Source organism: Flavobacterium sp. MMS24-S5, from assembly GCF_050320125.1.
In the GTDB taxonomy this organism is placed as follows: domain Bacteria; phylum Bacteroidota; class Bacteroidia; order Flavobacteriales; family Flavobacteriaceae; genus Flavobacterium; species Flavobacterium tyrosinilyticum.
The window spans coordinates 366429-391797 of the sequence record NZ_CP190016.1 but is presented as its reverse complement, the minus strand read 5'-3'; the positions used below and the strand labels follow the sequence as shown (position 1 = coordinate 391797).

The 25369-nt window shown below is 35.4% G+C and carries 13 protein-coding genes and 1 pseudogene; 9 read left to right on the top strand and 5 right to left on the bottom strand.

Going from position 1 to position 25369, the window contains the following annotated elements; translation table 11 throughout:
* Window positions 1-69: 69 nt before the first annotated feature.
* The 8 genes and pseudogenes from ACPWTF_RS01785 (at window position 70) to ACPWTF_RS01750 (ending at window position 15565) form a co-directional block, all read left to right on the top strand.
* A complete protein-coding gene (locus tag ACPWTF_RS01785) occupies window positions 70-1923 on the top strand; it encodes a beta-galactosidase (protein ID WP_427874141.1) in 1854 nt (617 codons plus the stop codon).
* A 55-nt stretch (window positions 1924-1978) separates the two neighbouring features.
* On the top strand, window positions 1979-3382 hold the full coding sequence (locus tag ACPWTF_RS01780) for an alpha-L-fucosidase (RefSeq protein ID WP_427874140.1): 1404 nt from the start codon (window positions 1979-1981) through the stop codon (window positions 3380-3382).
* A 93-nt stretch (window positions 3383-3475) separates the two neighbouring features.
* Window positions 3476-5718: pseudogene (locus tag ACPWTF_RS01775) on the top strand (GH92 family glycosyl hydrolase).
* 19 nt (window positions 5719-5737) lie between these two features.
* Window positions 5738-8398, top strand: coding sequence for a glycoside hydrolase family 3 N-terminal domain-containing protein (locus ACPWTF_RS01770; RefSeq protein ID WP_427874139.1), 2661 nt, complete (start codon window positions 5738-5740; stop codon window positions 8396-8398).
* 262 nt (window positions 8399-8660) lie between these two features.
* A complete protein-coding gene (locus ACPWTF_RS01765; protein WP_427874138.1) occupies window positions 8661-11747 on the top strand; it encodes a SusC/RagA family TonB-linked outer membrane protein in 3087 nt (1028 codons plus the stop codon).
* 16 nt (window positions 11748-11763) lie between these two features.
* Entirely contained in the window at window positions 11764-13368 is a 1605-nt protein-coding gene (locus tag ACPWTF_RS01760; protein WP_427874137.1) for a SusD/RagB family nutrient-binding outer membrane lipoprotein, read from the top strand.
* Between the two features lie 126 nt (window positions 13369-13494).
* Complete coding sequence (locus tag ACPWTF_RS01755) at window positions 13495-14541, top strand: sialidase family protein (protein WP_427874136.1); 1047 nt, start codon at window positions 13495-13497, stop codon at window positions 14539-14541.
* A 73-nt stretch (window positions 14542-14614) separates the two neighbouring features.
* The gene (locus tag ACPWTF_RS01750; protein WP_427874135.1) at window positions 14615-15565 is read left to right on the top strand and encodes a M20/M25/M40 family metallo-hydrolase; all 951 of its coding nucleotides are present in this window, start codon (window positions 14615-14617) and stop codon (window positions 15563-15565) included.
* A gap of 252 nt (window positions 15566-15817) precedes the next feature.
* Here the strand turns inward: ACPWTF_RS01750 and ACPWTF_RS01745 are convergent, their stop codons facing one another.
* Window positions 15818-16183 (bottom strand): winged helix-turn-helix transcriptional regulator, encoded by a 366-nt coding sequence (locus tag ACPWTF_RS01745; RefSeq protein WP_095930384.1) that lies wholly within the window; start codon window positions 16181-16183, stop codon window positions 15818-15820.
* Between the two features lie 81 nt (window positions 16184-16264).
* On the opposite strand from ACPWTF_RS01745, the gene ACPWTF_RS01740 reads away from it, so the two are divergent.
* The gene (locus tag ACPWTF_RS01740) at window positions 16265-17140 is read left to right on the top strand and encodes an NAD(P)H-binding protein (RefSeq protein WP_427874134.1); all 876 of its coding nucleotides are present in this window, start codon (window positions 16265-16267) and stop codon (window positions 17138-17140) included.
* A gap of 296 nt (window positions 17141-17436) precedes the next feature.
* Here the strand turns inward: ACPWTF_RS01740 and ACPWTF_RS01735 are convergent, their stop codons facing one another.
* From ACPWTF_RS01735 to ACPWTF_RS01720, 4 genes are all read right to left on the bottom strand, one after another.
* On the bottom strand, window positions 17437-18768 hold the full coding sequence (locus tag ACPWTF_RS01735; protein ID WP_427874133.1) for a hypothetical protein: 1332 nt from the start codon (window positions 18766-18768) through the stop codon (window positions 17437-17439).
* A gap of 66 nt (window positions 18769-18834) precedes the next feature.
* Window positions 18835-21201 (bottom strand): TonB-dependent receptor, encoded by a 2367-nt coding sequence (locus ACPWTF_RS01730; RefSeq protein ID WP_427874132.1) that lies wholly within the window; start codon window positions 21199-21201, stop codon window positions 18835-18837.
* A gap of 675 nt (window positions 21202-21876) precedes the next feature.
* A complete protein-coding gene (locus ACPWTF_RS01725; RefSeq protein ID WP_427874131.1) occupies window positions 21877-22869 on the bottom strand; it encodes an FAD:protein FMN transferase in 993 nt (330 codons plus the stop codon).
* A 268-nt stretch (window positions 22870-23137) separates the two neighbouring features.
* Window positions 23138-25321 carry a PepSY domain-containing protein gene (locus ACPWTF_RS01720; protein WP_427874130.1) on the bottom strand — a complete coding sequence of 728 codons (2184 nt, stop codon included), beginning with the start codon at window positions 25319-25321 and terminating at the stop codon, window positions 23138-23140.
* Between the last annotated feature and the right edge of the window lie 48 nt (window positions 25322-25369).

The window sequence follows — 25369 nt, the reverse complement described above, 5'->3', positions numbered from 1 at the left end:
AATTAGTTTCTAACACATAGCTTAACGTGAAATGCTTGTTAAGTTTATAAATGTATAATCTGAAAAAGAATGAATAAGATATTATTTAAGCTCGGAGTATTATTGATTTGCTTGATGCCGTTTTTTACTATGGCACAAAGCAAAGGATTTTCTATATCTAATGGAGAATTTAAACAAGATGGGAAAATTATAAAAATACATTCGGGAGAAATGCACTACGAGCGTATTCCTAAAGAGTATTGGAGACATAGGCTGCAAATGATTAAAGCTATGGGATTGAATACCGTGGCAACCTATGTGTTTTGGAATTATCACGAAATTGAGCCAGGTGTATGGGATTTTAAAACAGGAAATAAAAATTTAGCAGAATTTGTACGTCTTGCTAAAAGTGAAGGATTGTATGTGATTCTTAGACCAGGTCCGTATGCCTGCGGTGAATGGGAATTTGGAGGATATCCTTGGTGGTTACAAAACAATCCAGATTTAGTAATTCGTACCAATAACAAAGCATTTTTAGAAGCTTGCAAAACGTATCTAGAACATTTGTATGCAGAGGTAAAAGGACTTTTTGCTAACCAAGGAGCAACTATTATTATGGTTCAGGCTGAAAATGAATTTGGCTCTTATGTTTCTCAAAGAACCGATATTAGTGTTGAGGATCATAAAGCATACAAAACTGCAATTTACAATATGCTTAAAGAAACGGGGTTTCCAGAGCCTTTTTTTACTTCTGACGGTACTTGGCTGTTTGAAGGCGGTGCTGTTGAAGGCGTGCTTCCAACTGCAAATGGAGAATCTAATATAGAAAATTTAAAGAAACAGGTTGATAAATACCATAAAGGACAAGGTCCTTACATGGTAGCAGAGTTTTATTCTGGATGGCTGGATCATTGGGCAGAACCATTTATTAAAATTGGATCTGAAGAGATTGCAAGTCAAACTAAAAAGTACCTTGATGCAGGTGTTTCTTTTAATTATTATATGGTGCACGGTGGTACTAATTTTGGATTTACCTCTGGAGCAAATTATAATGAAGAAAGTGATATTCAGCCGGATATTACAAGCTATGATTATGATGCTCCTATTAGCGAAGCGGGTTGGGCAACACCAAAATTTATGGCTATTCGTGAAGTAATGCAAAAGTATTCTAAAACGAAATTAGCACCGATTCCAGAGAAAATACCAGTTACAAAATATCCTAATCAGCCTGTGAAATCGAGTATGGATGTTTTAAGCTGGATCAAAAAAGAAAAAGCAGTCGTAAATGATCAACCTTTAACATTTGAAAAGTTAGGTCAGGGAAATGGATATGTTTTGTATCGAAAAAGATTTACGCAACCAATTTCTTCTGGCAAATTAAAGATTGAGGGATTGAGAGACTTTGCTACAGTTTATGTAAACGGAGTTAAGGTGGGTGAATTGAATAGAGTTTTCAAAAATTACGAGTTGACAATTTCTATTCCTTTTAACGGTATTTTAGAAATTCTAGTTGAAAATATGGGACGTATTAATTACGGAGCAGAAATAGTGCATAATACGAAAGGAATTATTTCTCCAGTATTCATTAATGAATATGAAATTAGTGGTGGATGGGAAATGTATAAAATGCCAATGAATGAAGTGCCAGCTATTAAAAATGAAACGATAAAGCCAGGACGTCCAGTTTTATATGAATCTGTTGTGAACATCAATAAACCAGCTGATACTTTTCTTGATATGTCTGCTTGGGGAAAAGGAATTGTATTTGTTAACGGCCACAATCTTGGTCGCTACTGGAAAGTACGACCACAGCAAACGCTTTATGTACCAGGATGCTGGTTGAAAGCAGGCGAGAATAAGTTTGTTGTATTGGAACAACTTAATGAAAACACCCAAAAAGAATTAACTTTTACAGATCAACCGATACTGGATAAATTAAATTAAGATTACCTATTAAACCAGAAAAACAAAGAATAATAAATTATAAATTAGATTAAAGATGAAAAAAGGAATATTCATAATCGCCCTTTTATTTTCAGCTCAGATATTCGCTCAGGCGATTTATGAAGATGAAAGATACGTACCAGAAACTGATCCGTTGGTTTTGAAAAACTTAGACGAATGGCAAGGCAAAAAATTTGGTTTGCTAATGCACTGGGGAACTTACAGCCAATGGGGAATTGTAGAATCTTGGTCTATCTGCCCTGAAGATTACGGATGGTGTGAACGTAAAAAAGGAAGTAATCCGTCTAATTATAATGATTATATTAAAGATTACGAAGGTTTAAGAAAAACGTTTAATCCTGTAAAATTTGATCCTGCAAAATGGGCTAAAGCGGCTAAATATGCTGGAATGAAATACATGGTTTTCACTACAAAACACCATGACGGATTCAATATGTATGATACTAAATATTCTGATTACAAGATTACTAGTAAAGATGTTCCTTTTCATACTAACCCTAAAGCTGATGTTTTAAAAGAGATTTTCAACTCTTTTAGAGGCGAAGGTATTTCAACTGGAGCGTATTTCTCTAAACCAGACTGGCATAACGAAAACTACTGGGATCCTTATTTTCCTCCATTCGACAGAAACGTAAATTACGATCCGTCTTTATACCCTGAAAAATGGCAAAAATATGTTGATTTCACGCACAACCAAATCTTAGAAATCTTAACCAACTACGGTAAAGTTGATATCTTATGGTTAGATGGAGGATGGGTTAGAAAAAGAGACCAAGTAAACATAAAAGAAAACTACGACGAGAAATTTACTGAAAACGAATCTAAAAACGGTTTCATCAAACACAGAGTGGTAGATCAAGATCCAAAAATGGATGAATTGGTTGTAAAAGCGCGTCAAAAACAACCAGGTTTAATTGTAGTAGACAGAGCAGTTCACGGTAAAAACCAAAACTACTTAACTCCAGAAGGACGTGTTCCTGCTAAAACGTTGCCTTATCCTTGGGAATCTTGTATTCCTGCAGGCGGTGGATGGTCTTATTCTCCAGGTGCTGAATACATGACTGGAAGACAAGGAATTCATATGTTAATTGATATTGTAGCTAAAGGTGGAAACTTATTATTGAACATTGCTCCAAGTCCAGAAGGAGAATGGGATAAAGGGGCTTACGATTTATTGCAAGCGTACGGAGATTGGATGAAAGTAAACAGCACAGCGATTTACAATACAAAACCGATCGAGCCTTATAAAGAAGAAAACATTTGTTTTACACAAAATAAAGTGGGTAATGTGTTCGCATTTTATTTAGCTAAAGACGGAGAGGATAAAATTCCTGCTGCAGTTACTGTAAAATCGATCAGTCCTAAAAAGGGAACTAAGATTACAATGTTAGGTTCTAAAACTTCTTTAAAATCGAACCAAAGAAGGAAACGGATTTAAAGTAATTATTCCGGAAAGTTTAAGAAACAATCTTCCTGCAAAAGAAGCTTGGACTTTAAAAATTGAAGCGATCAACAGATAAGAGCGAAGCCTATGGTTTTAAATATTAAAAATAAATTTGAAACAGCATGTATTTTATACATGCTGTTTTTTAGCATTACGATTTTTGCGCAGGAACCTGCCGATTTCGTGAATCCGTTTATTGGGACTTCCAATTATGGTGCTGCTTTTCCGGGCCAATTGCACCGCGCGGAATGGCAAGTATTAGCCCGTTTAATGTGGCTGGAGTTAAAAATACACCGATGGAAAAAGATAGTCAATGGCTTTCGAATCCGTATGTGAATGAGAATACTTTTTTGACAGGATTTAGTCAAGTGAATTTAAGCGGAGTTGGCTGTCCAGATTTGGGTGTTATTTTATTGATGCCAACAACTGGAAATGTAGAAATCGATCATTTAAAATACGGTTCAACGTATTCTAATGAAGTTGCCAAAGCAGCGTATTATAGTGTAAACATCGACAAATATAAAGTTAAAGGAGAATTTACCACTTCAAAACGAGTGGGCGTGAGCAGATTCACTTTCCCGAAAGGGCAATCTAATATTTTATTAAATCTTGGTTTAGGATTAACAAACGAAGAAGGAGCAATGATAAAAGTGGTTTCTTCGACAGAAATTGAAGGAATGCGTTATGTTGGTTCGTTTTGTTACAATAGTCCAGAAGATGCTTATCCGGTTTATTTTGTGGCTCAATTTTCTAAACCTGCCCATAAATTTGGAGTTTGGAAAAAACCTGCAAAATACGACGGCGTTGAAGCGCAATGGATGGGGTACAACGGAAAAGCAAGAATAATGGAAAATACCATTAAAACCGTAGTAGGTGATAGTATTGGAAGTTATTTTACGTATAAATTCGACAAACAAGAAACGGTTGAAGTGAAGATTGGAATTTCGTATGTAAGTATCGAAAATGCCCGTGAAAACTTAGCAAAAGAAGTTGGTAACAGATCTTTTGATGCAATTTACAAAGAAACCTACAACGAATGGAACGAAGAATTGTCTAAAATTTTGGTTGAAGGCGGTACCAAAGATGACAATACGATTTTCTACACAGCTTTGTATCACACTTTAATTCATCCGAATATTTTAAATGATATTAACGGACAATATCCCGTAATCAAAAGAAGTAAAATTGCTAAAACCGATGACACCCGTTATACCGTATTTTCTTTATGGGATACGTACCGAAATGTACATCCATTGATGTCTTTGGTTTATCCAAAACAGCAATCTGATATGGTAAAAAGTATGTTGACTATGTTTGATGAAAACGGCTGGTTACCCAAATGGGAACTGAATTCGACTGAAACTTTTACCATGGTTGGAGACCCTGCAAGTATTGTAATTACAGATACTTATATGAGAGGAGTTCGTGATTATGACGTTAATAAAGCCTATTATGCGATGTTGAAAGGGGCAGATAATATTGAAAATAATCCGCTTCGTCCTGGATTGAAAGATTATATCAAAAAAGGATATTTAACAACTGATAATAAAGGCCCAGTTTCTACAACTCAGGAATACAATATTTCAGATTATTCTATTTCGCTTATGGCCAACGAGTTCGGGGACAAAGACAATGTAAAACGCTTTAAAGAACGTTCATTATCCTACAGAAAATTATTCGATAAAAACTTAAATCTGCTTCGTCCAAGAACGGCTGACGGAAAATGGTACGAACCTTTTGATCCTGCTTCTGGAGCTAATTTTGAAGAAAATGTTGGTTTTATCGAAGGAAATGCTTGGCAGTATGCTTTTATGGTTCCGCATGACATTATCGGATTAAAGAAATTAATGGGTGGTGATCAAGCTTTTTCGGCGCAATTGCAGAAAATCTTTGATATCAAGCAATTTGATATGGCAAACGAACCAGATATTGCTAATCCTTATTTATTCAATTATGTGAAAGGTGAAGAATATAAAACTCAGGAAATGGTAAAGAAATTGGTTCGCGAATATTTCAAAAATGAACCAAAAGGATTACCAGGAAATGACGATACAGGCACAATGTCGGCTTGGTTGGTGTATTCGATGATGGGAATTTACCCAATATCTCCAGGAGACCCAATTTACACCATTACAACACCAATGTTTCATAGAGTGACGATCAAATTAGATCCAAGCTATTATAAAAAAGAAAGCATCGTAATTGAAAGACAAGAAAATAATGGCGGGAAAATCAATTCGATTGAGATAAACGGAAAAACACGTAACAGCTTCTTTATTTCACATGATGATTTTGTGAATGGAACAAAGCTTAAAGTGATTCAAAACTAAACACACACACACAACAACTATGTTACAATTAAGAATGAGGAAAACGGCCATTATTTTTGTAATGGCTGTTGGTTTTTTTAACCAGACCAACGCCCAGAAAAAGTATCCGTATCAGGATGCCAAATTACCAGTAGAAGAGAGAGTACAAGATTTGCTAAGCCGTATGACACTTGAAGAAAAAGTGCGTCAGATGGATATGTATAGAGGAGATTTTTTTAAAGATAAAGAAGATTTTGCTAAAGCTAAATCGGCAGAAAAAATCGGGAAATTAGGAATTGGAGCGATTCATGATCTTTATCCGCGTTCAGCGAAAATGATTAATGATCTTCAAACCAATGTAATCAAAGGAAACCGTTGGGGAATTCCAGCGTTGATTATGTGTGAAATGCTTCACGGTTATTTAGACGAAGGAAGTACCGCTTTCCCAATGAACATAGGACTTGGAGCAACTTGGGATGTTGCTGTGATGGACAAAGTGGGTAAAGTAATTGGTATGGAAGCCAGAGCACATGGAGTTCATTTTGGTTTTGGACCAAACTTAGATTTAGGGCGCGAACCACGCTGGGGACGTGTTGCTGAAACTTTTGGTGAAGATGCTTTCTTGAACAGCGAAATTGGTTTGGCTTTCATTAAAGGATTGCAAGGAGACGATTTAAAGTCAGATCGTTCTATTATTGCAGAACCTAAACACTTTGCCGTTCATGGTATTCCGCAAGCGGGAGGAAATTCTTCGCCAATTTTGGTGGGAGAGCGTTCAGCAAGAGAAGATCATTTGCCATCTTTCCAAAAAGCATTTACAAAAGGCGGTGCTTTAGGAACAATGTGTGCATATTCTGAATTGGACGGAATTCCTTGTGCTGCCAATCACTGGTTATTGACAGATGTTTTAAGAAAAGAATGGGGTTTTAAAGGAATTGTAGTTTCAGATTTAGGAGCTATTAAATACATTCAAACTACGCATAAAGTGGCCGATTCTCCAAAAGACGCTATTAGAGAAGCGGTTTCTTCTGGCGTTGATATGCAGTTTTATGATTTTAGCAATGAATTTTGGCAAAACACCATTATCGAATTGGTAAATGAAAAGAAACTGACAACTGAAAATATCGACCGTGCGGCGGGAGGCGTTTTGCGTTTGAAATTCTTATTAGGATTATTTGAAAATCCATATACAGACAAAAACTTGATTAAAGAGCGTTTTCATACTAAAGAAAACCAAGCTGTTGCTTTAGAAGCGGCTCACAAGTCAATGGTTTTATTGAAAAACGAAAACAATATTTTACCGTTAAGTAAAAATCTTAAAAACATTGCAGTTATCGGACCAAATGCAAATGCTTCGAGACTTGGAGGTTATTCTCCTAAAAATAGTGTTGGAGTAACTGTTTTTGAAGGTGTTCAGCAAGTAATGGGAAAAACGGCTAATGTTGTTTATGAAGAAGGTGTTCCATTAATTGTAAAAGGACAAATTATTCCATCTAAATATTTATTTACTCCCGACGAATCTCAAAACGGATTAAAAGGAGAATATTTCAATAACAGAAATCTGGAAGGAACACCAGCTTTAACTCGTATTGATAGCCAATTAGAGTTTGACTGGCCTTGGGCACCTGGTGATGGTGTGAATGTAGATGATTTTTCTATCAGATGGACAGGATTTTTAAAATCGGATCAAGCATTGGACGGTTGGTTAGGTTTAAGTTCTGATGACGGAATTAGAATGTATATCGATGACCAATTGGTAATCGACAACTGGACAAAAGGAGCGACAAGCATGGTTACAGTTCCAAAAAATATCGAAAAAGGTAAAAAATACAAGGTCCGCATTGAAATGTGGGAAGGAGGCTGGGGAGCCAGAGCTCATTTCCGTTGGAATTTAGAAAAAGTAAACTTACAGCCGGCAATTGAAGCCGCTAAGAAAGCAGATGTTGCGATTGTAGTTTTAGGAGAATCTAACGAATTGGTTGAAGAAAACAGAGACGTTGCTTCTTTAGACTTATTCGGAATCCAGCAGCAATTGATTGAAGAGATCCAAAAAACAGGAACTCCAGTGGTTTGTGTGTTATTAAACGGCCGCCCGCTTTCTACAAACTGGATTGCTGAAAATATTCCAGCAGTTTTGGAAGGATGGTTTCCAGGTGAGTTTGGAGGAAGAGCTGTAGCCGATGTTTTATTTGGAGATTACAATCCAGGAGGAAGATTGCCAATCACGGTTCCGAAATCAGTAGGGCAGTTACCTATATATTATAATCAAAAACCATCTGCAATACATAAATATGTAGCAGAAAGCGAACATCCTTTATATTCGTTTGGTTACGGATTAAGTTACACGAAGTTTGAATATTCGAATTTGAAGATCAGTTCGAACGAAATTAAACCAAACGGAGAATTAAAAGTTTCAGTTGATGTGAAAAACGTTGGAAATTTGGATGGAGATGAAGTTGTTCAATTATATGTAAATGATGTTTATAGTTCTGTGACAACTCCAGAGAAAACTTTAAGAGGTTTTAAGAGATTAAATGTTAAAAAAGGAGAAACTAAAAATGTAGAATTTACACTTACTAAAGATGAGTTGGGTCTGTATAACAGGCAGTTACAGTTTGTTGTAGAGCCTGGAGACTTCGAAGTAATGGTTGGCGGAAACTCATCGGATCTTCTAAAAACCAAATTCAAGGTTTCGAACTAAAAAGTGTTAAATACCGAATAATTTTAAACGATTTTTAGTTAAAAAAATGAATACAACTAAAAAAGGTCAAAATCTATTAGATTAATAGATTTTGGCCTTTTTTATAAGGCAGAGTAGGATTACAAATGAAAACGTTTTCTTTCAATTTTGAACCAAACATTCACCAACACCTGCGAAAAAATGTCATTTGTCGAAATTATATATTGTTAACAGAATGTATTCTTAAATTTAACATGTTATTAACTCTAAAAAAACAACTAATATGATTAAAAGCGTACTAAAATTACTGTTTGTCATATGCCTTTTTGGGTTCCAAGGCCTACAAGCGCAGACAACAGTAAAAGGAACGATAACAGATGCTCAAAGCGGAATTCCAATTCCTGGAGCAAATATTATTGTTAAAGGAACTAAAACAAGTGCTTCAACAGATTTTGATGGTAAATACAGCATTAGCGTTCCAAATCAATCAGCAGTTTTAGTTTTTACTTATGTAGGATCTTCTACAAAAGAAGTTGCTGTTGGATCACAAACTACAATTAACGTATCATTAGGTCCAGATACGCAGCAATTAGGAGAGGTAGTCGTTACAGCTCTTGGTATTAAAAGAGAGAAAAAAGCAATTACTTATTCTGCACAAAACGTTTCTGTAGACGAACTTTCTGAAGCTAGATCATTAAACGTTGCCAACTCACTTTCTGGTAAAGTTGCAGGTCTTAACTTCTCTACAACTTCAAATGGTGTAGGTTCTTCTTCTAGAATTACTTTAAGAGGTAACAGATCTCTTAACGGAAACAATCAGCCTCTTTATGTAGTAGATGGTGTGCCAATTTCTAACGGAACAACTAATACAAACCCTGATATTGATACAGGAGGAACTACTCAGCCTGATGGTATCTCTAACATTAACCCAGAAGATATTGCTTCGATGACTGTTTTGAAAGGGCCATCTGCAGCAGCTCTTTACGGATTTAGAGCATCAAATGGTGTAATCGTAATTACAACTAAATCTGGAAAATCTGGAAAAACTTCAGTTTCGTTATCATCTAACTTTATGGCTTCTTCTGCTTATAACTTGATGAATTTACAAAACGAGTACGGACAAGGTACAAATGGAAATTATGTTTCTAACTCAAGCTCAAGCTGGGGTGCACCTTTAGACGGACGTCAGGTATCTGCTTGGCAGTTGGTTCGTAATCCAAATTATGCGGGACCAGCTACACAAAGCTATTCTCCACAGAAAAACAACGTTATTGATTTCTACAAAACAGGATATAACTTAGCAAACACTTTGACTGTTACAGCTGGTAACGAAAAAGCGCAAGGATATTTCTCTTATACTAACACACGTGCTGAAGGTATTGTTGGAGGAAACCAATTGGACAGACACAATCTTAACTTAAGATTGACTAGTAAAATTACAGACAAATTAACTTTAGATGCAAAAACAAACTACATCGTTCAAGATATCGATAACTTATTGAGAACTGGTGAAGAGTCTATTGGAACATCTGCTTATTTATTACCTCGTAGTATCGCTTACAACGACTATAAAGATTTCGAATATATCGATGCTGCAGGACAAAGACAAGTAAACTATTTCCTTGATGAAACTGGAGCTCCAGGTGGAAACCCATTCTGGTCCGCTTTGAGAGATGACGCTCGTACAGATAAAAGAAATAGATTTATTGGTTTAGCTTCTCTTAAATATGAGTTTACAAAAACTTTAAGTTTACAAGGTAGAGCTGGTTTAGACCAAATGACAAACAAAAACGTAAGAAACAGATATGCAACTGCAGCTTTCAACAGCAATATGGGTTCATACAGCGAATCTTATGAAACAGTAAGCGAATTAAACATTGATGCTTTACTTTCTTACAATGAAAAATTCGGAGATTTCTCTATCGGTCTTAATGCTGGTGCGAGTTCATTGCAACAAAATAGTTCAGCTTTAAATTCAGGTGGTGTATTAAGTAAAAGAAACTTCTTCGCATTATCAAACGTGCAAACAGTTCAATCTACTTCTACAGCTTCTGAGAAAAGAATTAACTCTGTTTACGGATTTGGTCAAATTGGTTTCAGAAACTACTTATTCTTAGATTTAACAGCTAGAAATGACTGGTCTTCTACTTTACCAGAAGATTATTTCTACCCATCTTTCGGACTTTCTGCTGTTCTTTCTGATATGTTTACATTGCCAGAAGTAATTAGTTTTGCAAAATTAAGAGCTTCTTATGCTCAAGTGGGTAACGATACAGATCCTTATCAAACACAACAAAGATTCTCTTACATTGGTGGTAATGGTGGTATGTTATACGGACAAAACACAAAAGCAAATCCAAACTTGAAACCGGAGATTTCTTCTTCTAATGAGTTTGGTGCTGATATTAGATTTTTCAACAACCGTTTAGGTTTAGATTTCACATACTTTAAAACGTTAACAAACAACCAAATTTTCTACATCAACACTCCTGAGCCTTCTGGATATTCTAGAGCAATCGTAAACGGTGGAGATATTGAAAATAAAGGTTTTGAGTTCACGCTTAGTGCAACGCCAATTCAAACACAAAACTTCTCTTGGGATATTACAGCAAACTACGCTTCTTATAAGTCAAAAGTAAAATCTATCTTTGAAGGACGTGATGAATTAGTAATCGGTGAAGGACGTTTAGTAAGAAGTAAAGTAGTTAAAGGTGGAGAATATGGTGATTTATACATCAAAGGTTTCCAAAGAAATGAAGCTGGAGAAATTTTAGTAAACAGCGCTGGTATTCCATTAGCAACAAATGGTTTTGATGTTCGCGCTGGTAACTTTAACCCAGATTGGACTGCAGGTTTCAAAAATAACTTCAAATACAAAGATTTCTCTTTAAGCTTCTTAGTTGACTTTAGAATCGGTGGTGAAGTTATTTCATACACTCAAGCTAGACAAGCTGGTTTAGGGGTAAGTGATATTACTTTGGCAGGAAGAAATGGCGGAATCATTGTTGATGGTGTTATAGATAACGGAAACGGAACTTATACTCCAAACACAACAAGCATCAATGCTGAACAATACTGGACAGCAATCGGTCAAAGAACTCCAATTGCAGAGCCATTCGTTTATGATGCTACAAACATCAGATTAAGAGAGCTTGTTTTTGGTTATTCAATGCCAAAACGTTTATTAGGTAACTCAGGATTTACAAGCATCGATTTCTCATTAGTAGGTAGAAACTTGTTCTTCTTCTTAAACAAAGCTAAGTACTTTGATCCAGAAGCAGGAGCGGGTACAGGTAACTTACAAGGTATAGAATCTTTCAACATTCCATCAACGAGAGATTATGGAGTGAATGTTAAATTTGGATTTTAATTAAAAAAGAGACATCATGAAATATAGTTTTAAAATAAAAACATTAGGAGTTGCATTAATGGCAGTTTCTATTTTATCAAGCTGCACTGGCGATTTTGATGAAATAAACAAAGATCCTAATTCATTAACTGAAGATCAGTTAGATGCTACATTAGCTGGTCCTGCATTTGCATCGGCATTATACGCAGGTATACACAATGGTTCTTACTCATCTCCAGGAGTAGATGATCAAGGTACTTGGGGTATTGCTACAGGTATTTTATCTTCAACTTTTATTCACTACTTAAACTGTGGATATGGAACGGAAAGAAATGCTTTCGTTAATGGATACGAAGGTAGAGGATGGACAAGATTTTACACCGTAGCGGCTCCAGCTTTATCAAATGCTATTAAAGCATCTGAAGGAAATGCAGAAGCTACTGCAATCTTAAAAATCTGGAAAGTTTTCATGTACAACCAAATGGTTGATGCTTACGGACCAATTCCTTATACTGAAGCTGGTAATGGAAAAGATAAAGTTCCTTACGACAGCGTAGAATTTATTTATGCAGATTTCTTTAAACTATTAGATGAAGCAAATGCAACATTAGCTTCAACTTCTGTAACTTCGGTTGCCTCTCTTGCCCCAAATGATAGAGTTTATTCAGGAAGTGTTGACAAATGGAGAATCTTCGGAAACAGTATGAGATTACGTTTGGCCTTAAGAATTTCGGATAAAGAACCTGCAAATGCAAAAACTCAAGCTGAAGCTGCAGTAGCTGCTGGAGTGATGCAAACCAATGATCAAAGCGCTTTCTTTAAAGCAAGTAACATTACTCCAAACAATTTAAATATGATTGTAAACAGCTGGGGTTATGTAATGACATCTTCTATGGAAAGTATCTTAGTAGGGTACAAAGATCCACGTTTAGCTAAATGGTTTGCGCCAATTGCTTCAGGAGTGTATAGAGGAAATCCAGTTGGAGGTTTAGAAGATCAATTCGGAACTACTGAATTCTCTAAATTCAACAATAATGTTTTAGGAAATGGTTCTAATAACACACTTAGCGAAACTAAAAACATTGAAATCTTCATGGCTTCTGAAAACTATTTAAGTAGAGCAGAAGGAGCTTTAAATGGATGGAACATGGGCGGAGATGCTAAAACTTTGTATGAAACAGGTATTAGATTATCGCTTGCGCAATGGGGAATTACAGAAGCAGCTGACGTTAACGCTTATATTGCAGGAACAACATTGCCAACATTGCCAAACATTTTGACAGTATATCCAACTTTAGATTTACAAGATATTCCAGTTAAATTGCCAGTGGCTTGGTCTGCATCTACTGCTGATCAAAGAACTCAAATTGCAGTTCAGAAATACTTAGCAATTTTCCCAGAATCTTGGGAAGCTTGGGCAGATTTACGTAGAAGCGATGCTAAAGTAATCTATCCAGTATTAAACACTGATAACCCAGATGCTGGAGTTGGTAAATCTTTAATGAAAAGAATTATTTACACTACAAATGAGTACTCATCAAACAAAGCGGCTGTAGATGACGGAGTTTCTAAATTAGGAAGTGCCAGATTCTGGTGGAACAAGACTTTGGTGGGACACAAAATAATTAATTTGGTAAAGTAAAAGATCAAAAGATTTGTTACTTGAGCAGAAGGAGAGGTAACTCTCCTTTTGTTTTATATATAAACCACTGAATTTTTGCCCCAGCTTTAATTCGTTACATACAATTATAATCTATATCAAAATAAAATGATTTTAAAGAAAAAATATGCTGTAGCAGTTCTATTGGCTTTATTTCTTTTTTCTAATGGAATAAAAGCACAACTGAAAGCAGTAAATATTGAAAGCAGTTATATTGCAGATCCGCCTGTTACCACAAACAGCCATGCCTCAACTTTGGTCGAATACAAACCCAATGAGATTTTAGCCGCTTGGTTTGGTGGAAAATATGAAGGAGCAAAAGATGTCGGAATTTATATTTCGGCTTATAAAGACAAAAAATGGTCTACACCAAAAGAACTGATTCAGCCCTTAATTAAAAACGGAGACACACTACCATGTTGGAATCCGGTTTTGTTTAAAAGCAAAAGCGAGAATTTGTATTTGTTTTATAAAATTGGAAAAAATCCGAGAGAATGGTTTGGCGCTATGATTGTTTCGAAAGATAACGGAACAACCTGGGGAGAACCAAAATATCTTCCAGACGGAATTTTAGGTCCAATTCGAAATAAACCAATAGAAACTACTCCAGGCGTAATTTTATGCGGAAGCAGTACAGAAAGTGTAGGCACTGACGAATGGCGCGTGCATGTTGAGGAATATACTGAAGCAACAGATTCTTGGAAAAAAATAGCCGTAGAAAACAATCAAAACTTTGATATCATTCAGCCAACATTTTTAATTCATAGTAAGAGTGATATTCAGATGCTGTCTCGTAGCAAACACAATAAAGTAGTTTCGAGCTGGTCAGGAGACAACGGAAAAAGTTGGATTAGAACCAATACTATAAATGTCATCAATTCCAATTCTGGTATTGATGCTTTAACAGTAGACAAAAACACGTTTTTATTGGTAAATAATCCGCTTCCAATTGGAAAAGACTGGTTTAACGGAAGAAATATTTTAGACGTAGAATATTCTAAAGACGGTTTAAGGTGGACTAAATTATTCGATCTCGAAAAACAAGAAAAAGGAGAATTCAGCTATCCAGCCATAATCCAAACCACAGACAAAAAAATACACGTTTTGTATACTTATGATCGAAAATATATTAAACATACTTCTTTTGATTTATAATCTTTGAGTTGATAGTACACGGATGAGACGGCGAATCTGTGTCATCCGCGTTCCATTCTATAGACAACTAATTATGAAAAAACTCTTTATTGCAATTCTTTTCTTTTGCTACACTTTTGTGAATGCACAAAAGGCGGAAACCTTTTACAAACATGATAAATATCTTTCATCTGATAAATTGGAAGGTCGTTTTGTGGGAACTAAAGGAAATAACGATGCAGCTGCATATATCAAAAAATATTTTAAGAAATATGGTTTACAGCAATTCAATGATAATTATTATCAGCCTTTCAAAGTATTTGTCAAAGAAGGAATCAATAAAATGAAATCGGATAGTGTGGCTACGCAAAATGTTGTGGGTTACATTGAAGGCTCAGATCCTAATTTGAAAAACGAATACATTGTAATCGGTGCCCATTACGATCACTGGGGTTGGGGCGGACAAGGTTCTGGAAGTAAAAAGAAAGAAGCTTTTGCCATTCATAACGGAGCAGATGATAATGCCTCTGGAGTATCAGCTTTGCTGTGCATTTTAGAAGAAATTTCAAAACAAAAAGTAAAACCTAAACGAAGCATTATTTTTATTTCGTTTAGCGGAGAAGAAGAAGGATTATTGGGTTCAAAATATTTTGTCAATCATCTTCCCGTTTTAAAAGAAGCTGTAAAAGTGATGCTCAATATGGATATGGTTGGAAGATTGAACGATAAAAAAGAGCTTTATATGGGAGGAGCAGGAACTTTTCCGAACGGAGTAGAATTAATGAAAAAACTGCAAGAAAATAGTGGCTTAAATCCAGTTATACATGCAGGCGACGTTGGTGGTTCAGATCATGTTTCTTTCTACAAAGAATCCATTTCGGCGGTTGGTTTTCATACAGGTGGACATCCGCAATATCACACGCCTGAAGACGATATTGAACTGATTAATTCAGATGGAGGCGCACTGGTTGCTCAATATATTTATAATGCCCTTGTACAAATTGCCAATTACGAAGAAGCTTTGGTTTTTATCAAACAGAATTAAATCGTTGAACGAAATTAATTATTTCGTCAACTGATTAGATTTGATCTGTTTATATCTGCTTTAATCTTTTAAATCTGCGTGAAAAAAATCTACGCGCAAGAAGTATTTCACTCAGATTTAAAAGATTTTCGCAGATTAAATTAGATTTTACTTATGGAATAAATTAATCCGACTAGTGAAATTAATGCCTGTTCAATTTCACAAAACAAGTTAAGTTAATTAGTTTTTGTTTTTTCGAAAAGACGGTGTCTATTACATATTATAGACGCCGTCTTTCATTTTAAAAGCCCATGAAGCCATGGCATCAATTACAGGGAGCAGGCCAGTTCCTGCACTGCTTAATTTATAAGTTACAAATGGCGGTACAACAGGTTTTGCTTCGCGAATAACCAATCCGTCAGCTTCTAATTGTTTTAAGTGCTGAATAAGCATTTTTTCTGTTACAGCTGGAATAGCTCTTTTCAATTCGCTGTAACGTTTATCTCCGGTTGATAAATGATATAAAATAATAGGTTTCCAGTAGCCTCCAATTTTCTCCATAACAAAAGTTACAGGACATTTTTCTAAGGCATACTGCTTGTTTTCCTGAATAGTAGACGATTCTTTAATTGCTGTCATGATACATACTTTAGGGTAAGTACTTGTATAAAAGTAAGTGCAAAGATACCTTTGTCCTGTTAAATAAAAAAACATTTTAAGATGAAAATTATAATTTCAGGTTCATTAGGAAACATAGGAAAGCCTTTAGCGGCGCAATTGGTAAAATCAGGGCATGATGTAACGGTTATTAGCAGTACTGCAGATCGTAAAGACGCCATCGAAAATTTAGGAGCAAAAGCCGCAATCGGATCGGTTAGCGATGCTGATTTTCTTTCTAAAACTTTTACTGGTGCAGATGCTCTTTTTGCCATGACACCTCCAAATATGGGTGGAGTTAATATCATTAAAAACACTACAGATGCTGGTGCCGCTTTCGCGAAAGCAATTCAGGAAACCCAAATTAAAAGAGTAGTGATGTTAAGCAGCATTGGAGCCGATTTGCCAACAGGAAACGGACCAATTGCAGGCTTATATAATATTGAAAAGATTTACGAGAAATTAGACGCTTCTATCACGTTTTTAAGAGCGGGATATTTCTACCTTAATTTCTTTAATGATATTCCGATGATAAAAGGAGCGGGGATAATGGGAGCCAATTTTCCAGCATCAAACCGTATTCCGTTAGTGCATCCGGAGGATATTGCAGCTGCTGCGGCAGAAGAATTGCAGAAAACTCAAGAAGGTAAAAACATTCGTTATATTATTAGTGATGTAAAAACGCCTTCTGAAATTGTAAAAGCTTTTGGATCTGCAATTGATAAACCAGAACTTCCTTGGATAGAATTTACAGACGAGCAATATTTTGGCGGAATGACACAAGCTGGAGTTCCAGAAGAAATGGCAGGTTTATACACCGAAATGGGAACTGGATTACGAAACGAAACCATCGCAGCAGATTTCTTAAACAATGATGGAAATGCAACAGGTAAAATCAAATTAGAAGAATTTGCTAAAGAATTTGCTTCAAAATTCTAATTATAAATTGTTGATTAAAACTTTTAAACACATAGAAACATAGTTCTGCAAGCTTTAAAAAAGGCGTTTTACTTAATTTAAAAGCACATAGCTATGTGTTAAAGCTTGCTTTTTTATAATCTTAAACAGAAGCAATAAAAATCTATGTTTCTATGTGTTTAAATATGATACAATCCAACTGTTCACAATCTATTTAAAAAAAACATTCCGCTTACTATAAATAGAAGCGGAATGTTCGATTAAAAAAAAACTCAAGTGATGGATTTTCCACAAACTGTTTTCACAGTCGTATATTTTTAGAATACCCCAATGTAGTGGTTTCCTGGTTTGTTGATCAATTTAGCACCTTTAGTAACTTTTCCTGAAGGAATATCAATTACATAAATGTTACCATCTTTTCCAACTGGTGTTACTGCGATATAGAAGCTGTTTCCATCCACAACAAAACCTTGGTATTGTCCAAAATCTAAGTCAGCGTCGTAGTCAATGCCTTCTACTTTTTGAGCAGTTCTTGCATTCAAATCTAATCTCGCTACATAACCTTGATTAGTGCCTTCAAAAGTATATACCGCATAAGCGATTCCGTTTCCAACATATCTCCAAGCATCAATATAGCTTCCTTTTACTCCTAAAGCGTTATCTAAGCTAAATACATAATTATCGTCATATTGATTGTTTTGATTGATTTTTAAGATATAAGAACCTTTTTGTGTATCTCTTTGCGTAGCTTGGTAAATGTTTCCGTCAGTAGCCACAAAGCTGTTGAAACTTCTGTAACCGCTAGTATCTCCAAATCCAACTTTTGAAGTAATTACCACAGGATTTTCTAAAGAAGGATAATCAACCACAACAGATTTAGATCCTAAACGTTCAAACGTACTTTCGTTTTTTGATGGATCAGCAGTGTTCGTTTTACGCATCCAAGTTCCAATGATTAATTTGTTTCCTGCTTTGTTCAATGTTGGAGCATCTAAACGGAAAATATGGTGTCCTTGTGCTTCTTCTTCAGCAGTCAATGGAATATCGTATTGTTTGTAAGCAGAAATTAGAGTCTGTTTCATGTCTAAAGACAAAACAGTAGCTTTTCCTCTTGTGTTTTTGTATGACTTGTCTTCGTTTACATTAACAATTGGAGTCGCCACATTTACCGCAACACCGGTTTTGTCACCATCAAAAAGTTTTACCCATCTTGGAGATGTACCAGCATATTGAGAAATATTCACTTTCGCATCAGATACTGCAAAATTGTTTCCTCCATTTACTTTGTACGTCATAAATTCACCTCCATTAGCACCTGTGTAAGTGATATTGAAAAGCGTGCTTCCATCTACAGAAGATTGCAGACGAGCTGTTCTGCTAGATTGTACAGGAGAACCGTTATCGTAAACGTTTACAGAAAAGTTAGGATCAATTGCGTTTTCTTTGCTAATCGCGTAAACTTTTGTACCACCGTTTCCGTCACCTGGATCTGTTTGCATTACTGCTCCTGCAACCGTAATCCAACGTCCTTCTGTAACCGGATTAACAGGTTCTGAATTTTTATTATCGTCGCTACTGCAAGCCGTAGTTAATGCAAATGCACTAACTAGTAAGCTAGATGTAAATAATTTAAATGTGTTTTTTTTCATCTTTATTGCATTTAAAAATTAGTTATTAATTGAGTGATTAAAATTTATTTAAGGTATAGTTGAGTTTTAGATAAAAGGCTCTTCCTGGTTTTTGGCCGCAAAATTGTCATAAACCTGTTCATCAAATACATTTCTCGCATCAAAACTTACGGTGAATTGCTTGTTCGGAAAAACATAGCTCAAACCTAAATCTTGAGGAAACTGCGCCGTAGTTCTATCGGTTTCAAGCCAAGAAGTATAAAACGGAGCTACATAACCGCAGTAGTAATACAGATTAAGCTCTGATTTGCTCTGAATTATATTTCTAAAGTTGTACTGAAGATTCGCATTTAAATTAAAGAAAGGCTCATTAGGAAGCTGTTTGTTGTAATTTGGTAGAATGTTTCCGTTTTTATCGTATTTATCTTTAAACAGCGCATTGAATTTGGAAAGATTCATCCCTGCAAAAAAGCGATTATTATAAGAATATTGGAAAGAAGCTTCAAAACCAACAGACTGTGCTTTTCCTAAATTGACAAACGGAGAAGCTTGAATGGCTTCATTTACACGGTCACTAATCTGACGGACAATTTTATCTTCGGTATTTCTCCAAAAAGCATTTCCTGAAACGGTAAGCTTATGATTATTCATTTCGTAAGGACCAAATCGCAAGCCAGCATTAAAATTATTGCTCTGTTCAGGTTTTAGACCCGAATTACTGATGATGTTTTCTCCAGGATTACCAAATATTTCATTTTCTGAAGGAAGTCTAATTGCTTTTTCAGCAGAAGCCATAGCCATTACTTTTGGTAGAATAGAGTAAGAAGCGGCAATTCCGTAACCATTATAATTTGTTCTTTTAGAAGTAACAACTTCTCTTACCACACTTTGGCCATTTTCAGTCACAACTTGCGGATCTCTCTGTTCATTTTTCAAGTTATAATTTTTGAAAAAAAGATTCGCTCTCAGTCGAGATTCAAATGCTGTCATTTCGTAAGCAAATGAAGAAACCGTTTTGGCTAAATCTCTAGTAACGATGAAATTGCGAGTGATTTCTGGTTGCATTTCATCAAGATCATTTCTGTCAAGAATGTAAGTCATAACATTGACAAGCACTTTATGATTTTCGGTAATCGAATAACTTAAACCCGCTCGAGTATTAAAAATATTCGATTTCATATGATTGATAGTTGGTGCGCCCTGTTGTGCTCCAGTATTCGTTAAAATAGGCTGACCGTAAAGACCAAGCGCTTTTTCGCCATTCCAATTGTAATTCCATTTTACAGTATCGTTGATTACGTCATTTCTATGGCTGTAAACAGAAATAAGAGAGAAATCAAGGTTCTTAATTAAAAAGTCCTTTTTGTTGTAAGTCACACTAAAAACATTCGCAGCAGATTCGCTAAAACGTCCTTTATAAGGTTTAGTCATATATTGCCCATGCTGAATCTGATTGTAATCTTGGGAACCATTGTAGCTAATAAGAAGATTGTCTGCCCAATCTACATTGGTAAAACCAGCTTCTAATCTTCCTCCAAAAGATCGGTACATGCTTTCAAATCGCTTGGCGCGAATGTATTCGTAACGTCCGTTTGGCGCTATGTTGTAAACCCATTTTCCCCAAACTTCATAATCATTGTCAGAGTAATTTTGAAAAGCATTTGCCTTTACTGTGAATCCGTTTTTATCTCTAAAAGAAGCATTAACATTAGATTGAACGGTATTAAAAGAACCGTAAGAAACAGAAGCATTCAAACTGTTTTTGGCACCTTTTTTCAAAACGACATTAATGGCACCTCCAAGTGAATCATCTGCTAAATAAGCTGGAACGACTCCTTTAAAAACCTCAATTCTTTCGATCAAAGCAGGCGGAATGCTATTTAAACTAAAAGAGGCACCATAAGTCTGAATAGGAACTCCGTCAATAAAAATTCTGATGGCATTTCCAGACATTCCGTTAATATTGTAAGTAACAGCAGAACCTAAACCACCATTTTGTCTAATTCTAACGCCGCCCGAACGGTCTAATAAATCATTAGTTTGCAAGTTTCTTTTCGCAGCTTCTTGCGTTTCAATCACGTTAACCGCAAAGCCTTTTTCTATAATGTCTTTTTTGAAGGTTTTTTTCTCAATTTTTACTTCTTTAAGCGCTTTCGGATCTGTTATTTTTTCTAATGCAATATTGACCTGGTGCAACGGACGATTAACAGAGATATTTATTGTTTTCGGTTTAGCTTCCATAGAAGAAATTTCCAAGTTGTAGCTTCCGTAAGCCAAACCTTTTATTTCGAACTGACCGTCATTATCAACTACAACAAACTTTTTCGTTCCTGCAATTTGAACCGAAGCGCCAAAAGCAGTTTCGTTATTAGCAAAGTAGATTTTTCCAGTAATTTTTCCGGTTTGTGACCAAGCTGAAATGGTAAATAAAAATAGAAGTAAAATTGTTCTCATATTGAGTCTGCAAATAAAAGTGCTGCAAACTTATGTGATAATTTAAATTTAATCTAAATAAAGCAATTAGAAGATTATTAGAATTGAGCGAGGGGTTCTAATGTTATTTTAATGTTGTTTTTGAGTTATGGGTTATGAGTTATGAGTTGTGAGTTATGAGTTGTGAGTTGTGAGTTGTGAGTTGTGAGTTGTGAGATGTGAATACGAAATTCGTGTTTTGTCCTCCTGAGCGAAGTCGAAGGATATGCGCAAAGTGAATGTTTTAATCTCGCAAAGTCGCGAAGTCGCAAAGTTTGAATTAAAAAAACTTAAAAGAACAGGAAATAAAACTTCGCGTCTTGGCGACTTTGCGAGATTATTTCACCCCAATTATCAATACTATACTTTGCGTATATTCTCCGACTTCGCTCAGAAAGACAAGTAAATTCATGAAAAACTTTGCGACTTCGCGACTTTGCGAGATTATTTCATTTCAATTGTTAAAAATACACTTTTCGTATATCCTTCGACTTCGCTCAGAAAGACAAGTAAATTCATGAAAAACTTTGCGACTTCGCGACTTTGCGAGATTATTTCATTTCAATTATCAATACTATGCTTTGCGTATATCCTTCGACTTCGCTCAGGAAGACAATCGAATTATCATTTCATATCTCACATTTGACGTTTCACCATTTACAATTTATAAGAGAAGTTTTTAGACTTAATAACTTTCCCTTTATCAGTAATCATTACACAACTATAATCAGGGAATTTTTGAAGTAAAAGCAAGCCTTCTTTTTGGCCTAAAACCATCATTGAAGTGCTTAATCCGTTTGCGGTTTCTGCGTTCGGACCAAAAACAGTTACACTGCATAAACCCGTTGCAGGATAACCCGTTGCAGGATTTATGATATGAGAATAACGTTTTCCGTTAAAAACAACAAACTTTTCATAACTACCAGAAGTCGTTACAGCACCTTCTTTAAGCGGAATTGCGGACAAAATCTTTTCAGGCATAAACGGATTTGTAATTCCGATTTTCCAATCTTTTCCGTTGGGTTGTTTTCCCCAAGTGCTCATATCTCCAGAACCGTTTATAATTCCGGCTTGGACACCTTTTGCAATCATCATAGCGCGGCATTTATCGGTTGCATAACCTTCGCCTAAAGCGCCAAAACCAATTTTCATTCCTTTTAATTTCAAGAAAATAGTCGATGCTGTGCTGTCTAAAATGATGTTTTTATAACCCACTTTTTCCACCGATTTTTTTATGGCTTCCGCCGAAGGCATTTCGGTCATCGAACCATCAAATTTCCAAATGCGATCTAAAGCAGCAAAACTAACATCAAATCCGCCATTGGTAATTTCAGAAAGTTTAATCGCTCTTTGTGCTAATTCGAAAACTTCGCGATCCACTTTTATAGGTTTTATTCCAGCATTCTGATTGACTTCAGAAACTTGAGAAGTGGGTTTCCAATCGGAGATTAGATTTTCAATTCTTGTAATTTCTGCAATAACTTCATCTATATTTTTTTCTGCAGAAAGAGAATCTTTATCTACTATAGAAATGTCAAAACGTCCGCCCATTAAAAGCGTCGTTCTTTTTCGTAATACTTGCGAATGTACATGTAAACAGCAAGCAATTACAAAAAGCAATGAAATTTTATATGACATTAATTTATTCATGAAAATGTATTTAAAGAATTCTAAAAAGCTCCAGAGGAGCAAAATATTTATAGAAACAGATTTGTTACCTATCAATAAAGCTCCAGCGGAGCGATATCTCTAGATTATGTATGTCGTCCCTCTGGGGCTTTAGCTGTATGCGGATAAAATTAAATCTATAAATATATCATCCCTCTGGGATTTGTTTTAAAATTAGGAATTAAGAATCAAAAATCAACAATCTAAAATCTAAAATCTAAAATCTAAAATCTAAAATCTAAAATTACTTCTAATAACAATCCGTTAAAAATTGTTTGTTGGCTTTGTATTCTTCCAGTGTTTTTAATCCTTTTGTTATACACAATTCACTTAAAATAGCTTCGATATCTTTCTGCATGGCAAGCGAACCGCAGATCATAACGACACCACCTTTTTTGAATAAATTCGTAAAGAACGATGAATCTCTTTTAATCAAATCCATTACATAGATATGCTCGGCTTCACGAGATAGCGCCACATGAAAATTATCCAGATGCTCTTTTTGCATCATTATGTTAGCAAACTTTTTATAAGCCATTAAAGTTGGCGTTTCCATCCTAAATCCGCTATACAAATGAAGTTCCTGTTTTGCTTTGTTTTGTTCGATCATTCCTAAGAAAGGAGCAATTCCTGTTCCGTTAGAAATAAAAGCCACCTTTTGCGCTTTCTTTGGAAGATGAAAAGCAGGATTTTTTACAATTTGTGCTTTTATTACATTTCCTGGCTCCAGAGCATTTAGAAAGCCAGAACCCAATCCGTTTGGATGCAATTTTACAACGAGCTGAATATTTCCAGAATGGTTCCCAATAGAGTAGAGGCGTTCTCTAGAATCGTTGGCCGGATAAATTGCCAATAAATCGCCTGAACTAAATTTAGCTCTTGCATTTGCTCTTAAAGTCAGAATAAAAGTATGTTCCGTTTCAGAAATTGGTGTTTTATCCAAAACCATTAATTTTTGCAGACCTTTTGGAACATGGTTGTATAATGATGGAGTGGTAGCCAAGGAAATTCCCGTTTTTTCACTCCATAATTTCACCCATTCTACAAACTCAACAGCCGATTTATCATTTACAGTCTGCAAATCTAAGTAGCGATCAGCCCATTTTTGTTTTTCTAAAAGCTGGTCAATTTCAATGGCAAATTGGCAAAAATCGGGATATGATTTTGAACCAAAACCAACCACAGAGAAATGAATATTCTGGTCTTGATTTTGTCTTTCTAATATAGTTTTGAATTGAGTTGCATTAGAAGGGGCATCTCCCAAACCATGAGTTGAAGTAAAAACAATAATGTGTTCCGCCTTCGGATAAGCCGAAAATTTATTTAATTCGCTAACAAAAACTTTTTGTCCATGATTGATTAATTGTTTCTGAATTGAATTGGCAAATCGGAACGAACTTCCATTCTCTGAACCAACCAAAAGGATAAAAGTACTTTCGCTAGCTTTAAATTTATTTTTAATTCGGCTAGATCTTCTTTTTAAAGTAATGGCAAAACCAGAATAAATAAAGAATAAAATATTGATGCACGCTATTGCTAAAATTATAGCCCAGATTCCGTTAATTCTTCCAGTATGAAGATCTAAACTTAATGCCGCAAATTGAGTTCGCATTGGCGAAAGCTTTTCAGAAATTACAGCTCCTGTAACTTGATTTACTTCAACCTCTTTGTCTTTCAATTCGATAATATAATATTCTTCAGGATCATCAGTAAAAGGAAATTCAATTTTCTTTACATCAGATAATAAAGTAGTATTGAAAATTGAAGTTGTTTTGGCTTTGTCTGAAAGTTCTGTTTTTACGGGTTTTGTTTTTTCTTCGCCCATAAAAAAGTTGAATCTTTCTAATGATAAATACGTTCCGGTAAGTGAAATAATCAAAATCGGAATTAAAGCCAATCTTCCTAAAAGCACATGATAATATTGTGCAAAATATTCTTTGATTATTTTAGAAAAGAAATTTCGGATGCCACGCTGTCTTTTTAAAACTAGCACGAAACCTGAAATTGATATTAGAAGTAAACAAAAAGAAATTACACCCACAAAAAATCGTCCTACCTCATGAAGAAATAGCGAACGGTGCAAACTCGTAATCCAATTTATGAATTCGGTTTTCTTTGCAGGAGTTCCGAGTGTTTTTCCCGTTTTTGGATCAATGTATGCTTTAACGTCATTTCCATCTGCATCAATTGCCTGAAGTGTTACAAACTGATTGTAATCTACACTCAATTCTGTAATTTCTGGATACACTTTCTTTAAAATTGGCAACGTTTCGCCCAAAGTTATTTTATTAAAATCCTCTGCTTTGTACGGAAGTGTTTTTTCCTGAACCGCATCGACAGCCAGAATGATTCCAGTTACCGAAGCCAAAAGCAAAAAAATAGAAGAAAATAAGGCTAAAGCCAAGTGCGCGTAACGCCAAAAAGAAAGAGTCATTGAGTTATTCTATTATAAAACGTTTAAAGCTTTGTCAAGGTTAAAAAC